This window comes from Candidatus Albibeggiatoa sp. nov. BB20 (assembly GCA_016744725.1).
Lineage (GTDB): Bacteria > Pseudomonadota > Gammaproteobacteria > Beggiatoales > Beggiatoaceae > Albibeggiatoa.
The window spans coordinates 1-15,820 of the sequence record JADGDW010000115.1; the positions used below are offsets into that span (position 1 = coordinate 1).

Here is a 15,820-nt window from a genome sequence, read left to right on the forward strand (position 1 = left end):
GGCACAACTTTCGCGCCGAGCAATTTCATACGATATACATTTAAAGCCTGACGTTTAATGTCTTCTGCACCCATATAAACGACGCATTCCAAACCCATCCGTGCAGCAACAGTGGCTGATGCAACACCATGTTGACCTGCACCTGTTTCAGCAATAATGCGGGTTTTGCCCATACGCTTGGCTAATAAAGCTTGGCCAACGGTATTATTGACTTTATGTGCCCCCGTATGATTTAAGTCTTCACGTTTTAAATAGACTTGCGCTCCACCCAATATATTTGACCAACGCACAGCATGATAAAGAGGTGAAGGTCTGCCTACAAAATGGTGTAAATCATCATGCAGCTCAGCCAAGAATTCGGCATCATTCAAGTATTTTTCATAAGCAAGGCGTAATTCTTCCAATGGCTGCATCAAGGTTTCTGCAACGAACTTGCCGCCATAAATACCGAAATGGCCTGATTCATCAGGTAAAGTGTGTAAATCTGTGCTCATAGCTGACTTCCTTTAATGAATGCTGCAACTTTGGCTTTATCCTTAATGCCTTTGGCTTGCTCAACACCACCACTGACATCTACAGCATAAGGGTTTAATTGTTGTATCACTTGGGGCAGATTTTCAGGTGTCAATCCCCCAGCAATGATAAGCGGCTGACTACATTGCTTTGGCACAAGTTGCCAGTTAAATGCTTGACCTGTGCCACCTTTTACCCCTTTCACATAAGTGTCGAGTAGGATAGCTTGGGCTTGATAATGTTGTTGTGCGAATACTTCAATCTGGCTGGATTCATTCACCCGCAAGGCTTTGATATACGGTCGGGAAAATTGAACACAATACTCAGGGGATTCTTCACCATGAAATTGCACGATATCCAAAGGAACATGGTTTAAGATATTTTTGACTTCATTTGCATCTGCATCAACAAATAGGCCGACGGTGGTGACAAATGCAGGCAGAGCTTGAATAATCGTCTGGGCTTGTTCGATATTCACCGCGCGTGGACTTTTAGCATAAAATACTAAACCAATCGCATCAGCACCTAAGAGAGCGGCATTAATCGCATCTTCTGGACGGGTAATCCCACAAATTTTGACTCTAGTTCGCATCTTTTTTCAGTTAACGGTTATCAATCAACAATTATCAATCAACCCAGAGTAATTATCAATTAACAAAAAAATTATCAGCGTTTTAATCACTCAAATTACGCAGTGATAACTGTCAGTCAAGCTGAGTTTGAGCAAGCTCTTCAATCATTTTTTGTTGAAGCGTTGATTTAAGTTCAACAACATTCTCAATCCCAACTTGATTTTTATGGCTGATAATAAAACATGTATAATTTATTGAGGCGTGATAGTTATTCAATCGTGTAAAAATAATTATCTCTTAAAAAGGAAATGGAATGTATCACATTGTTATTATTGGGACAGGTCTAGCAGGTTACAGTTTAGCGCGTGAAATTCGACGTTTGAATACAGAAAAATCAATTTTACTAATTACGGCTGATGATGGGGTTAATTATTCTAAACCGATGCTATCCAATGCTTTAGGTCAGAATAAAACGCCTGAACAATTAGCTATATCTACTGCTAGAGCCATGACTGAAACCTTACAAGCAGAAATTCGTACCCATGCTTTTGTAGAACGTATTGACACTGAAATACAGCAACTTTGGCTACAAGATGAGGCGATTGAATATGAGAACTTAGTGCTTGCTGTCGGTGCTGCACCGATTCATATTCCAGTTGAAGGAAATGGTGCACAAGATGTTTTATCCGTGAATAATTTAACTGATTACCACCTATTTCGACAAAAATTACAAAATGCAGAACGAGTGGCAATTTCAGGTCCGGGTTTGATCGGTTGTGAATTTGCCAATGATTTGTTAAATGCGCATAAACAAGTACATGTTATTGGCCCCGATCAATATGCTTTGAGTAGTTTATTACCTAACACGATTGGGCTTGAGTTACAAGAAAAATTACAAGAGGCAGGGATTCAATGGCATTTACAGACCACTATCGCAAAAATTGATAAAAAAGCAGATGCTTACCAAGTGTATTTAAATAATGGCGAACAGCTAGAGGTGGATTTAGTTTTATCCGCAGTAGGTTTACGTCCTGATATTCATTTAGCCCAGCAAGTAGGTTTAAAAACTAATCGCGGCATCGTGGCAAATACCTATTTAAAAACCAGTGTGGACAATATATATGCTTTAGGCGATTGTGTGGAAATGAATGGCCAGAATTTACTTTATATTGCGCCGCTAATGAATGGTGCTAAGGCATTGGCGAAAACATTGACAGGTGAGGCGACTGAAATTAATTACCCTACTGTGCCGATTACAGTAAAAACGCCACTGTATCCATTGAATATTTTACTGCCAGATGCTCAGGCAACAGGTGAGTGGCATATTGATAAAACGGAGAATAGTTTGGAAGCACGCTTTGAATCCAAGTCTGGTCAATTACTTGGTTTTATTTTGGCGCAAGACGCGGTGAAAAAACGGATGACATACATAAAACAACTGTCAGCATAGATGATGGTTATTTCTTACGCTTAGGACTACCATTGAATAATGGGCAGTCCTGAGATGTAAAATCTTGCGTAAAAACCTACGAAATATCTACTTTTAACTCTATGGTAAATTGGCTGCCTTTTCCAATTTCGCTACTGACCAAAATCTGTCCGCCTAAAATTTGGCAAATGCGTTGACATAAAGCCAAGCCAAGCCCTGTGCCGCCATATTTGCGAGTACGCGAATTATCACCTTGTAAAAAAGGCAGGAAAATAGTTTCTATTTTTTCTTGTTCAATACCAATGCCTGTATCTTTCACGTCAAAAAATAATTTATCATCCTCTCGCCGTGCGATTAAATGAACATGGCCATCATTCGTAAATTTTGCAGCATTACCGAGTAAATTAAGTAAAATTTGTTGTATACGCTTACGATCCGTCTGTATTATGCCTAGACCTTCAGGACAAGCCACGAACAGTTCATTATTATTTTTCTTGATAATTGGCTGAATTAAGATCACGACATTTTTAATAAGCTCACAAATTTCTATTTCCTCAATTTGCAACTCCATTTTTTCAGCTTCAATCTTGGCTAAATCCAATACGTCATTGATTAAATCAAGTAATTGTTTGGCAGCTAATTGTATATTGTCTAAATCCAGTAAAATATCTCGAAAACCTAATTCAAAAGCATCCTCGTGAATAATTTCACCGTAACCAATAATGGCATTTAATGGTGTGCGCAATTCATGACTCATATTGGCTAAAAACGTATCTTTAGCTTTGCTTGCAGCTTCTGCTGCCTGTCTTGCCTGTTTCTGTTCTAAATATAAACTTTCCAGCTCTGTATTTCGTAGCTGTAACTGCTTTTGTAACGTGACTATTTTAAGGTGATTATTAACCCGAGCTAAAACTTCTTCTTGTTGAAATGGCTTCGTAATGTAATCTGATGCACCAAGCTCAAAACCTTTCACTTTGTCAGTCGTATCAGCCAATGCAGTCATAAAGACAATGGGAATATCAAGCGTACTTTCTTGAGATTTTAATACTTTACAGGCTTCATAGCCGTCCATTACGGGCATCATGACATCAAGTAAGATTAAATCTGGTTTAGCATATTCAGCACGCTTAATCGCAGCCTGTCCATCTTTTGCCGTCAGCACTTTAAAACCATTGGCGGTCAAAAAATCCATCAAAACCTTGACGTTAGCTGGTACATCATCTACAACTAAAATGGTACCCAGATGGCTAGTGTTGGCACTACTCACGTACTACATCTCCCTATAAGGTTGAACGAGGTCGCAAATTTGCTCATCTTCAAAATCTTCTGCAAGTTGAGTTATTTTAGCAGTAAAGGCTGTTAATGTATTATCATTTGTAGATAATTGTTGTGCATAAGCTATTAATCCCATCGTATCCCCCTGCATTGCTAAATCATATAAGATATCGGCCTGTTCTGCACTGAGTGCGTAACTCCCATCTGTCGCAAAGTCATGTTCACTATTTTGCGTGTCGGTTGCTACTGACTGTGTTTTATCACGGTCATAAGTCCATTCCAAATGAAGATAATGCTGTAGACGGTCTAATAATACATCCGCTCGTATCGGTTTGGGAATAAACTCATTACACCCTGCATCGACACTTTGTTTTTGATGATAGTCAAATACGCTGGCAGAAACTGCAATGATTGGCAAGGCATCATATACGCCAGCTAAACGTACTCGTCTTGCTAATTCAAAGCCATCCATGATAGGCATCACTAAGTCAGTTAAAATAATGTCTACTTTTTGCTGATGTAATACGTCTAAACCTTCCTGCCCATTACTTGCTTCAACAATTTGGAATCCTAATGGCGTGAGCAAATTGCGTAATACGGAACGATTTTCATCTTTATCGTCAACAACTAAAATGCTGAGTGCTTTACCCTCAAAGCCAATAATAACAGGTTTTTCTGCTGGCTTGTGTTTTACCAAATTGAACACTTCGGGTAATTCCAACTCAAACCAGAATAAGCTACCTTTACCTATATTGCTTTTTACATGCAACTCGCCTTCCATCATTTCAATAATACGTTTTGTAATGGATAAACCTAAGCCTGTGCCTTCTGCTTTTGAGTATTTATCACCTGATTGATGGAAGGGTAAGAAGATATTTTCTAAATCTTGCTCTGGAATACCCATTCCTGTATCTTCAATTTCAAAGCGTAAACGCTTGTCACGATAGCCAACTTTTAGGCAAACACCACCTGCTTCGGTAAATTTCACTGCATTGGCTAGCAAATTAATTAATACTTGGCGCAAACGTTTTTCATCTGCCCGAACCCCTTCAGGTAATAGGCTTATAGGTTCGTAAATGAATGAAATGCCCTTTTGTTCCGCACGCATTTGGAATAGTTCAACGATGCCTTGTAAAAAACCAGCAAAATGAATATCCATTGGATACAGTTCAACTTTATCCGCTTCTATTTTTGACAAATCCAGAATATCGTTAATTAAAGTCAGTAAATATTCACCACTACGCTGAATGATATTAATACCTTCTAATTGTTTCGGGTTAATATCTGGGTCGCGATTTAGAATTTGGGTATAACCTAAAATACCATTCAGTGGCGTGCGTAATTCATGACTCATATTCGCCAAGAACGTGCTTTTGGCTTGGTTGGCAATTTCTGCTTGTTTACGTGCACTATCCGCATTTTTAATCGCCATTTTGAGCACTTCTTCACCTTGTTTACGTTCAGAAATATCTCGTAAAGAGCCCGCAATCCGAGTGGGTACACCTTGTTCATCACGTAGCGTTGTACCTATAGCACTAAACCAACGATATTTATCTGCTTTAATTTTTAGACGAAACTCAACGTTATAAGGTGTTTCACCTGAATAATCATTAAGATGCTCCAAAAAGAGTTCAATAACCCATGGCTTATCTTCTGGATGTAAGGCATTAGTCCAACTACTAACTACATTTGGAAACTCAATTTCATCTTGATAACCTAATAATTCACGTAATTTAGATGAGTACCAAATTGGGCTATCTCCATGTAATAAATCGTTTTGATTTAAAAACTGCATATCCCATAAACCTTCATTCGCCGCTTGATTAACTAAATCAAAACGAGTATTGGCTTCTTTAATCGCTAGTTCAGTGCGTTTACGTCCTGTAATATTACGGACAAAAGTACATAAGAATTCTTTATTTTCATAGTTTAAATAAGTGCCGCGTACTTCGACTGGGAATATTGAACCATCTTTGCGTTCGTGTTCGGTCTCAATTGAAAAACCACCTTCTGTTTTTGCCATGTGCCAAATATCATCCCAAGCTTCAGAAGAAGGGAAGTTTGGATCAATCTCCATAATACCCATATTAAGCAATTCATCACGACTATAACCTAAATCATCACATTCAGTATTATTTACATAGAGTAAGCTTGAGTCTGGAGCGATCCACTCTACTCCATCAGGTGAATTGAGCATCGTAAATTTAGCAAGATGTAATTCGCTTTCAGCTTTCTTGCGTTCAGTAATATCTTCTGCTGTACCGAGTAAGCCAATAACTTCGCTTTTACTGTTATGTAATGGAATTTTATTAATATCGACCCAAACCAATTCACCATCAGTTCCAATATAGGTATCAATGTAATGCTGAGCCTCATCTTTTTCCATAACCATTTGTTCAAAATCATAAAACTTGTTTGCCATGTCTTTCCAATGCAGATCAAAGTCAGTTTTACCTAATAAGTCCTGCATACTTTTAACGCCTGCTGCTTTAGTAAAGCTATCATTACAGCCTAAGAAACAACTTTGTCTATCCTTCCAAAAGATATATTGAGGAATATTGTTAATCACCAGTTTTAATAATTCTTCTTTCTCGCGCAGACTGGATTCAAACGCCTTACGTTCGGTAATATCAACATGTGTACCGACCGCACGAATGGGTTTACCTTCAGTATCCCAAATCGCATAACCGCGCGATAAAACCCACACGTAATGACCTTGCTTGTGGTGCATACGGAAGATAAATTCAAGATTAGGGATTTTTTTCTCTAAATATTGGGTGATGGTGGCCAAAGCTGTTTCAATATCATCAGGATGTAATTGATTTTGCCATGTATCAAAACAGTTAATCAACTCATCATCTTCATAGCCAATCATGGATTTCCAGCGTGGTGAGAAATACAAGGTGTCTTGCACCATATCCCAATCCCATAAACCATCATTTGCGCCTTGCATTGCTAACGAAAAGCGTTCTTCACTATCTTTTAGAGCCTGTTCAATTTTTTTGCGCTGAGTAATATCTTGAATCAAAGTAACAATCACCATATCAGAGTCATTTTCCTGATTTTTAATCAAGCTTACTGCAATATCAGCATAGATAACCTCACCACCTTTGCGAATAAAGCGTTTTTCTAAATTATAGCCTGAAATTTCACCCGCCTTTAAACGATTGAATAGTGCCAAATCATCAGGATAAGTGATTTTTGTCCAATCTATTACTAATAATTCTTCGCGTGAATAACCCCAAATATCACACAATTTATCGTTAACTTGTAATACGCCTTTTTCTAAGCTGGTGACGGCCATACCAATCAATGATTGTTCAAAAAAGCCTTGTAAACGCATTTCATTTAAACGTTTTTGTTGCTCTGCTTCTTTAACGGGGGTAATATCCGTGGCAATTTCTAAGCGTACTAAACGCCCATCTTCCCATTCAATCGCACGGTCTTGTAAATAATACCAATGATGGTTTGTCGAGTTTTGAAACTCCCATTTATGAATACCCGTAGGTTTACCATTGTCATCCAGTAACTTTGAATTAGTGCAAAAGTCACAAGGGTTTGTCATCTCTTGCTGAATATATTTCCAGCATAATTGACCTTGCCAATCATCACCAAACGTTCGACGTGTGAACTCATTAACAAACAGAAGCTCATAAGTATCCATATCGGCAACATAGACAACGGCTTCTAAACTATCCAAAATAGTAGTGAATTTTTGTTTTTGTTTTTCTAATTCAATGGCATTGAAATGTAATGCTTGGGTTTGAGTTGTAACTTCTTTTTCTAATTTTTCACTATAAGTACTGAGGACATGCTCTGCTTGTTTTTGTAAACTGACATCAGTATGTGTCCCTATAAAGCGAACAAACTGGCCTTCTTCATTTTTAAGCCCAATGCCACGATCTAAAATCCATACATAATGCCCATCTTTATGCTGTAAACGATGGATATTTTCATATTTATCGATCTGACCATTTAAATAATTTTGAATTTGCTGGGTTGTAACTTCGAGGTCGTCTGGATGGAGTAATTGTTGCCAAGCTTCAAATGTACTTTCAAATTCATGATCTGCATAGCCAAGCATACTTTTCAGACGTTCAGAAAAAAATAAAGTATTGGTTTCTAAATTCCAATCCCATAAACCATCATTTGAAGCCCGTAACGCAAGTGCAAAACGTTCCTCACTTTCCTTCAATGCTTGCTCAGCGCGTTTCTGTAAACTGATGTCCGTATGCGTACCAATAAAGCGGGTATAGTGACCTTCTTCATTTTCAAGCCCAATACCACGATCCAAAATCCATATATAATGTCCATTTTTATGCTGTAGACGATGAATATTTTCATATTTATCTGTGGTCTTATTCACATAGGCTGTAATATCAGCTTCTGCAATAACTAAGTCATCGGGATGTAGCAGTTTTTTCCATGTCTCTAAAGCATTAGGTAATTCATGATCTTCATAACCCAACATTCCTTTCCAACGTTCAGAAAAAAACACTGAATTATCTTCTAAATTCCAATCCCATAAACCATCGCTTGCGGCCTTAATTGCCAGTGCAAAACGTTGTTCACTTTCTTGTAATGCCTGCTCAGCCTGTTTTTGTGCTGTAATATCTTTTTCCGAGCCAACCATCCGATACGGTGTTCCTAACTCGTCCCGCAACGCAATCCCTGTATCGACCACCCAAAGATAATGCCCTTCTTTATGCCGCACCCGATGAACACTTTCATAACTGGATGTTTGTTCATCCAAATGTTGTTCAACAGCAACCATAGCATGGTCAATGTCGTCAGGATGAACCCGACTGCTCCATTCTTCCAGCTGATTTGATAGCTCATCTTCTGCATATCCACGCATGGCTCTCCATTGTGGAGAAAAATAAACCGTGCCTAATTTGATATCCCAGTCCCATAAGCCATCCGTAGAGGCTTGCAATGCCAACCCAAAACGTTCTTCACTTTCCCGCAATGCGGCTTCCACTTGACGGCGTTTATACACTTCTTCTTTAAGTTGTAAATTAGCCTCTGTCATTGTATCGGCTTGATTAATAAGCTCTTGATTCTTATCTTCTAAGGCCTTTGTTTTGCGCTCAATTTCTTTTTGTAATTGTTGTTGATAGCCTTGATGTAAGGTTTCTTTTTCTTTACGGACTGAAATATCTCGGGCTACAGCAATAAAACATTGACCATAAGATTCAAGCTCAATACTTTGAATAATGACTTCGGTAGGGAAAGTTGAACCATCTTTGCGTTTGTGTTGTGTTTCAGCTTTGGCAATATCCAATTCGCCTGACAGCAATGGAATCAATAACTCTTGCTCAACTACATCAAAATTGGATGAACAATCAATATCTAATGGGGTTTTGCCTAATAATTCATTTTTTTCAGAATCATAGCCTAATTGACGATAAGCACCCTGACTGACAAAGAAAAACTCCATGGTCTTGGGGTGTAAAGCATAAAAGCCGTCTAAGCTTAAATCCATAAATGCTTTATATTGTTTAAATTCATTGACTTTAAGTTTTAGTTGTCCTTCAATTTTTTTACTTTGCATCCAAGATTGGTATAAAAAATAGAAACTTCCCATTATAAGGAATAAATAACCTGTTAATTCAATGATGAAATGTATATCACGACTGCTTTGCCAAATAAGGTTTTCTAACAGCCAATAAGATATAGCAATCAGAATATAAACAAGGAAATAGATTAGAAGTATATGCTTTTTCATCAGGCAGATTGCTCTGTAAATGGTTCTACAAGTTGACATACAGCATCGGCATCAAAATCTTTACTCAATTGAATAATTTGCTCAGCAAGTGCTATTAAGCAGGGGTCTTGCTTTAATTGTTCTGCTTCCTGAATTAAGCTCATAATATCGCCTTTTCTTCCTAAGTCATAAAAGGTATTGGCTTGTTGCTGAGATAGTTGACAATATTGCTCTGCTTGGACAGCAAGGTTTTGATCTTGTTCTAATTGTGTATCTTGATTACTGTACTGCCAGTTAATTGTTAAAATTCTTTGTAATTGGTTTAATAACTCTTCAATATGAATTGGTTTTGCTATCAAAGCATTATAATCTAAACCGCCCTTTTGATGTTCATACATATCCTCAGCGGTTACAATCAAGGGAATATCTGTTAATGCTAGATTTTCTGTTTTAATATATTTTATTAATAGAACAAGGTCAGAAATAATAAGTGCCGGTTTAGTCTTTTGAAGTTGTGGCAATAGGTCTTGATAATGACTAAAAGCACATACTTTAAATTCTAATGCGCTGAGAATTTCTACCAGTGTCTGACGACTTTCCCATTCATCATCCACAACAAAAATACTTAAAACAGAGCCTTGATAACCTGTAATGGCTTTAGCTGTATCAAATTGACTGATTTGGTGTGTGCTATCAATTTCCTGTAGGGTTAAATCAATGGTAAAACAGCTACCTTGCCCTAGTTGGCTATCAATTTTAAATTCGCCCTGCATTAATTTCACAATATTATTAGTAATCGCCAAACCCAATCCCGCTCCTTCAACTTCAAAACCACGTGCATCCATCTGCTTAAATGGGTTTAAAACTTGGGCAATATTTTGTTGTGAAATTCCCCCGCCTGTATCTTGGGTTATAAAACGAATTTTTTCTTCTACTCGATAGACTTCTAAGCGGATTTCACCTTGAGAGGTTGATTTGAGCGCATTATTTAAAATATGAATTAAAGCTTGGCGTAAGCGGATTTCATCAGAGAGTACTGTTTGTGGTAAATCTTGGCTCGGGTTAAAAATAAATTGAATGCCTTTTTGTTGTACTCGCAACCGAAATAAATCAACAATATTGTGTAATAATTTGAGCAAATGAAATTCGCTATGATGCAACTCTAATTGATCTGTTTCAATTTTGGATAAGTCTAAAATATCATTAATCATGGTCAGCAAGTATTCACCACTTTGATGAATAATATCAATGCCTTCTTTTTGCCGTTGGGATAAGTCGTCTTCCAATTTTAGAATTTGGGTATAACCTAAAATGCCATTCAACGGGGTACGCAATTCATGGCTCATATTGGATAAAAACACGGTTTTAGTTTGGTTTGCCCGCTCGGCTTTTTCTTTGGCGTATTGCAATGCCTGCTCCGCTTGTTTACGTTCAGTAATATCACGGGCGATCGCAATATAATGACTTTCGTGAGTATTTAACTGTACATATTGAATCAGGATTTCAACAGGAAATGTTGAGCCATCTTGACGCAACATCACGGTTTCATATAGGTGAATGCCATTCTCGGTTTGTGCTAAGGCATCAAATAATCTTTTAATTTCAGGATATCTATCAGTTGGCAATAAATCATAAGGAGTCATGCGCAATAATAATTTTATGTCATAACCAGACTGGTCAGCGGCTGCTTGATTGATATAAATAAAATGTTGGGTACTGGCTTCGAGTACAAATATCATGTCTGCACTAATATCAAAAATAGTTTTAAATTCCTGCATTTGGCTTACTTGCTGCTCTATCAGTTGCGCCATGTGATTAAAAGTGCGACTAAGATGGCCAATTTCATCATTGGATAAAATAGGGGCACGAATAGAGAAATCACCTTGTCCCAATTGCTGAGCACACTTTTCCAGAACGGTTATCGGCATAATAATCTGGCGCGAAAAAGCAAATACACTCGCAGTGGCAATGACCAATAAGATTAAGCCCACAATAATAGCTTGATTACGCAATTGGATTATCGATGCAAAGGCTTTTTCAATTGGCAGATGCGCAATTAAAGTCCAGTTATTGCCTTTAAAATCTAAATAACCTTTTTGATTGGCATAAGTATAAAAATGGTCAGATAAATAGTCTAAATTATTTAAATCAATTTTCTTTTTTAAAGCATATTTAGGATTATGATTGGAATATAGAATTAATCCTTCAAAACTGACTAAATCAATGGAAATATCTGTTTTTTCAGTTGCATCATTTCTAAAGTTTAATTGGCCTAATACTTGGTATATTAAGTCCGTATTCATTTCAGCAACCATTGCACCAATAACATGATTTTGACTATCCAATATTGGTGCTGCAAAAATCATGATCGAGGCTTGCCGCGTCATATATATATCTTCGGCTGTACTGGGTTTTTTCTGTTCATAAACCCGTTTGACCCAGATTGAATCAGGCGCTGCTTGGCCTATATTTAAACTTGAGGTATCTGCAATTTTTGCCTGATTATGGTCATAAATGGAAATCGCGAAGTAGAACTTATAAGTATTTCGATAATGCAGTAGGCGTAAAGTGAGTAAATCCACATTTTCAGAATCTGTGATATTAGCCAGAATATACGGGTCTTTTGCCATCGCATTGATATCCGCCGAGCGTTCAAATAACAGCCTATCAATTTTATCTATGCCATAGACTGCCCGAGCATATAGATGGGCTTTAATTTCTAGTTCAGTTGCACGAGTGGCCGTGTTATATAGAAATAAGCTCAGCAAAGTGCCAATTCCTAATAAAAAGCCTAAAAATAACAATAATATTTTGTTTGAAAACTTCATAGGAAATCGTTTCTGATGCACAATTATCAGTTAATGTAGTTGGCAACAATTAACTGATAATGTTGTTGTTATAGATATAGCCATGGCTTTAAATCAAAAATGCTCAGACCCAATCTTTCGGAGTTAAATATTTTTCGTATAATTCTGCTTCAGGTGAATCGGGTTCGGGTTGCCAGTTATATTTCCATTTTACCAATGGCGGCAATGACATCAATATTGATTCGGTTCGCCCCCCGCTTTGCAAGCCAAATAAAGTACCACGGTCATAGAGTAAATTGAATTCAACATAGCGTCCACGTCGATAGAGTTGAAAATCACGCTCACATTCGCCAAAATCAATATTTTTACGTTGTTCAACGATTGGTAAATACGCAGATAAATAGCCATTACCTACCGCTTGCATAAAGCTAAAACTAGACTCAAACCCCCACTGATTCAAGTCATCAAAAAATAGACCACCTACGCCGCGTGGTTCATTCCGATGTTTTAAATAGAAGTATTCATCACACCAAGCTTTGAAACGTGGGTGCACATCATCACCATAAGGTTGACAGATATTTTTTGCCGCTTGATGCCAATCTCGTACATCTTGTTCATAAGGATAATAAGGGGTGAGATCAAAACCACCACCAAACCACCATACTGGCTCTTGATTGGGTTTTTCTGCGATAAAAAAGCGTACATTCGCGTGGGATGTGGGAACGTAAGGATTGCGTGGATGAATAACCAGTGATACGCCCATGGCTTGAAATTGACAGCCAGCCAGTTCTGGACGTTGAGCAGTCGCTGAAGCGGGCAGTTGTTTGCCATACACATGGGAGAAGTTAATCCCCGCTTGTTCAAACACCTCACCATCAGTAAGAATGCGAGAACGGCCACCGCCGCCAGCTTCACGTTCCCATTGGTCTTGAATAAACTGTTGTTTAGATTCCACTTTTTCAACAGCTATACAAATCCTGTCTTGTAAATCTAATAAATAGTTTTTAACTGCCTGAGTCTCAATTTGGGGCATGATAATCATATTTTAGAGTGATGCAATACAGTAAATCATAGCACGTTCATATCCAAAATATACCCTTTATCCTTTGAATTATATATGTTATCTATTCAATTGATAAAACTCAACGAGTCATACACCCATATCCATATATTAAAAATGGACTTGGTTGATAACTCTATCATCTCAGAACATGACATAAACTAAGTTTATAATTCATAATAAAAACTAATTTCTGATAATTTCGGCAAGGGTTTGGAATGTTGATGTAGAGAGGAAGAAGTAAGAAAGAGACTAGCGATAAAATACAAGCCATAACGGAATAGAGGATAAGCAGGTCTTTTATGTTTAAGTTTACGTATAGATTTGATTTTATTACGCCATTCCCCAACCCGATAATACCAAGCAAAGGTTATAGAAAGAATAGCAAACAGTTTAGAGAGTCTTTCAGGGTGACGCATACGAGATTGTTCAAGGGTTAAAGCCACGGGATTCCAAACAGCCAAAAAGGGTTTCGATTTCCCAACGTTTGAGATAATCTGTAAGTAGTTGTCCCTTAATGTTACTGATGATAATGACATGCTGTGGTGCGAGTTGCGCCAATATAGACTTTATGTCCCCAAACGATACAAGGTTTGTTGAGCATCATCACTTCTTGGGTTTTGATTGGAAGCAAACGAGTAATAGTCCATGGTATGATGATGATTGACTTGGGTATTATTTGCAATTCTAATCCTGAAAGGAATATCATTTTCTAGTAAAAACCCTATCCATTCCATTTTCCGCCCTTTAACTCACAGTCTGCTGTGAGATACGCAATTTTATTTTTGCCAAACAGCTTTAAGAATCTCTCCAGCAAAGCGATACGTTCTGCCGTATTTGAGTTGCCTTTCTTGTCTAAAACCTCCACAACAGCGGAATTGCGATCCCTTTATACCCCATGGCTAACACTAATATATTCCTGATTACCTGTAATAATGATCAGCCAAAATAAGAAGGTGATAAGGCAAGGGATGCGTTCTGAGAGCGACAAAATCTAAACGAAGTAGTAAACGATCAAGTTGAAAGAGTCGATTAAACCGATAGCAAAATTCAGCTAAGTAGCGAGGAAAATGTTTATGTTGAATTGCATGATAGAGTCCAATGATAGCGGTTTTAACATTAGCAATCATGGTATTAACCCAAGTAAACTGCTCAAGTGTTACGCTATGAGCCCCGCCACCAGTTATAATACGAGTGTGCTTGTCTCGTTCCTACGCGGCGCGTAGGAATGCAATCCAGACGCGTTGCGTCATGAATTTACTCAACGTGGCACATTGTGAAGGCATTCCCACAACGCTCGTGGGAACGCGACAAAGAGCGGTTGGCAGTTGTTAAGTTCACAATACATCCGTAGGTTGTGCTAACGAAGGATGCTCAACAAAATTGTAGTTTTCTTAAATAATAAATGTTGGGCTTCGTTCCTCAACCCAACCTACCGCGCTACCGCGCTGATGACTATAAATATTATTTTATCTTTTGTCCGTGCGGAATGTCGGCTTAACCCAACCTACCGCGCTAAAACACAACGTTTATTCCAGCTCTAATGTACCATCGTAAGAGAGTTTCCAATTTCTTCTCCAAGAGGACAAGCGATTATGTAGCTCATTCTTATAATCATTTGGCATTTCATCTATTAAATCCTCAATAACAATAAAGTAGGCTTGGTAAACTTCAGGAAGTCTTTTCCAATAGGTTGCATCCCATGGCGTGATTCTTTTGATGGAAAATTTATCATCTTTCACAATTAAGTGTTTTTTCCTAAATTCAATTATGTCATTGAGTGAAGCCAAATTTGCTTGTTCTAAGAGCCACTCTTCTTCACTATGTTCAGTTTCTCCGAAAGTGACTTCAGTAGACCAATATTTACGCCAATCAGGGAGAAATACATGTTCCCACTCATTTCCCCCTTTTTCAGTCAATTTTACTTCAAACCTCTTGTCAAAATCATATTGATTTGATTTCGGCTCATTTTTTAAAGTATCTGATATTTCATTTAAAGAAGCTAAGCAAGTACCTGAATTAGCAATAATGATAAGTTCTTCATTTACAAGATGACATAAGCGAAGTGCTAACTCTATGGTAGATAAGTTATGGTCAGGTTTATTTAAAATCTCCCCAACATTAGGTTGCACAAAAATGTTTAGTGGAATTTTGTATTCTGATACATAATCAAGCAGTAAATAATCAACAGTAGATAGCATGGTTTGACTCGTTAAATTATATAGAGCAGAAAATAAATAAACCTCAAATTTACTTTCTGCTCCATTTTGTTACCTATATAAAATAGCCCGCGTAGGTTGTGCTGACGAAGGAAGCTCAACAAAATTGCAGCTTTCTTAAACAATAAATGTTGGGCTTCGTTCCTCAACCCAACCTACCGTGCTTGGTAACGAGCTATATAGATATAAGTCTCCTTAATCGAGCAACAACAAAGGGTGAGTGTTCAGGAATTGCAAA

At 37.7% G+C, this 15,820-nt stretch carries 10 protein-coding genes and 1 pseudogene; 1 reads left to right on the top strand and 10 read right to left on the bottom strand.

The window, feature by feature from the left end; genetic code table 11:
- Positions 1 to 494: pyridoxal-phosphate dependent enzyme (locus tag ABXH34_RS12835; protein ID WP_353572285.1), on the bottom strand; the 494-nt coding region annotated here is incomplete at its 3' end.
- Positions 491 to 1,105, bottom strand: coding sequence for a phosphoribosylanthranilate isomerase (locus ABXH34_RS12840; protein WP_353572286.1), 615 nt, complete (start codon positions 1,103 to 1,105; stop codon positions 491 to 493). The genes ABXH34_RS12840 and ABXH34_RS12835, both read right to left, overlap by 4 nt.
- A 293-nt stretch (positions 1,106 to 1,398) precedes the next feature.
- Here ABXH34_RS12840 and ABXH34_RS12845 point away from each other — a divergent pair, with 293 nt between their 5' ends.
- Entirely contained in the window at positions 1,399 to 2,535 is a 1,137-nt protein-coding gene (locus ABXH34_RS12845) for an FAD-dependent oxidoreductase (RefSeq protein ID WP_353572287.1), read from the top strand.
- Between the two features lie 76 nt (positions 2,536 to 2,611).
- Here ABXH34_RS12845 and ABXH34_RS12850 read toward each other — a convergent pair whose 3' ends face one another.
- From ABXH34_RS12850 to ABXH34_RS12885, 8 genes and pseudogenes are all read right to left on the bottom strand, one after another.
- Positions 2,612 to 3,781, bottom strand: coding sequence for an ATP-binding response regulator (locus ABXH34_RS12850; protein WP_353572288.1), 1,170 nt, complete (start codon positions 3,779 to 3,781; stop codon positions 2,612 to 2,614).
- 3 nt (positions 3,782 to 3,784) lie between these two features.
- Entirely contained in the window at positions 3,785 to 9,343 is a 5,559-nt protein-coding gene (locus ABXH34_RS12855) for a PAS domain S-box protein (protein WP_353572289.1), read from the bottom strand.
- Between the two features lie 173 nt (positions 9,344 to 9,516).
- Positions 9,517 to 12,324 carry an ATP-binding protein gene (locus ABXH34_RS12860; protein WP_353572290.1) on the bottom strand — a complete coding sequence of 936 codons (2,808 nt, stop codon included), beginning with the start codon at positions 12,322 to 12,324 and terminating at the stop codon, positions 9,517 to 9,519.
- 103 nt (positions 12,325 to 12,427) lie between these two features.
- Positions 12,428 to 13,336 carry an oxygen-dependent coproporphyrinogen oxidase gene (gene hemF / locus ABXH34_RS12865; RefSeq protein ID WP_353572291.1) on the bottom strand — a complete coding sequence of 303 codons (909 nt, stop codon included), beginning with the start codon at positions 13,334 to 13,336 and terminating at the stop codon, positions 12,428 to 12,430.
- 194 nt (positions 13,337 to 13,530) lie between these two features.
- A complete protein-coding gene (locus tag ABXH34_RS12870) occupies positions 13,531 to 13,827 on the bottom strand; it encodes a hypothetical protein (protein ID WP_353572292.1) in 297 nt (98 codons plus the stop codon).
- A 56-nt stretch (positions 13,828 to 13,883) separates the two neighbouring features.
- Positions 13,884 to 14,048, bottom strand: a complete 165-nt coding sequence (locus tag ABXH34_RS12875) for a hypothetical protein (RefSeq protein WP_353572293.1) — start codon at positions 14,046 to 14,048, stop codon at positions 13,884 to 13,886.
- Between the two features lie 238 nt (positions 14,049 to 14,286).
- Positions 14,287 to 14,556, bottom strand: a pseudogene (locus ABXH34_RS12880) (transposase); the annotation flags it as partial.
- A gap of 336 nt (positions 14,557 to 14,892) precedes the next feature.
- Entirely contained in the window at positions 14,893 to 15,564 is a 672-nt protein-coding gene (locus tag ABXH34_RS12885) for a hypothetical protein (RefSeq protein ID WP_353572294.1), read from the bottom strand.
- Positions 15,565 to 15,820 lie beyond the last annotated feature (256 nt).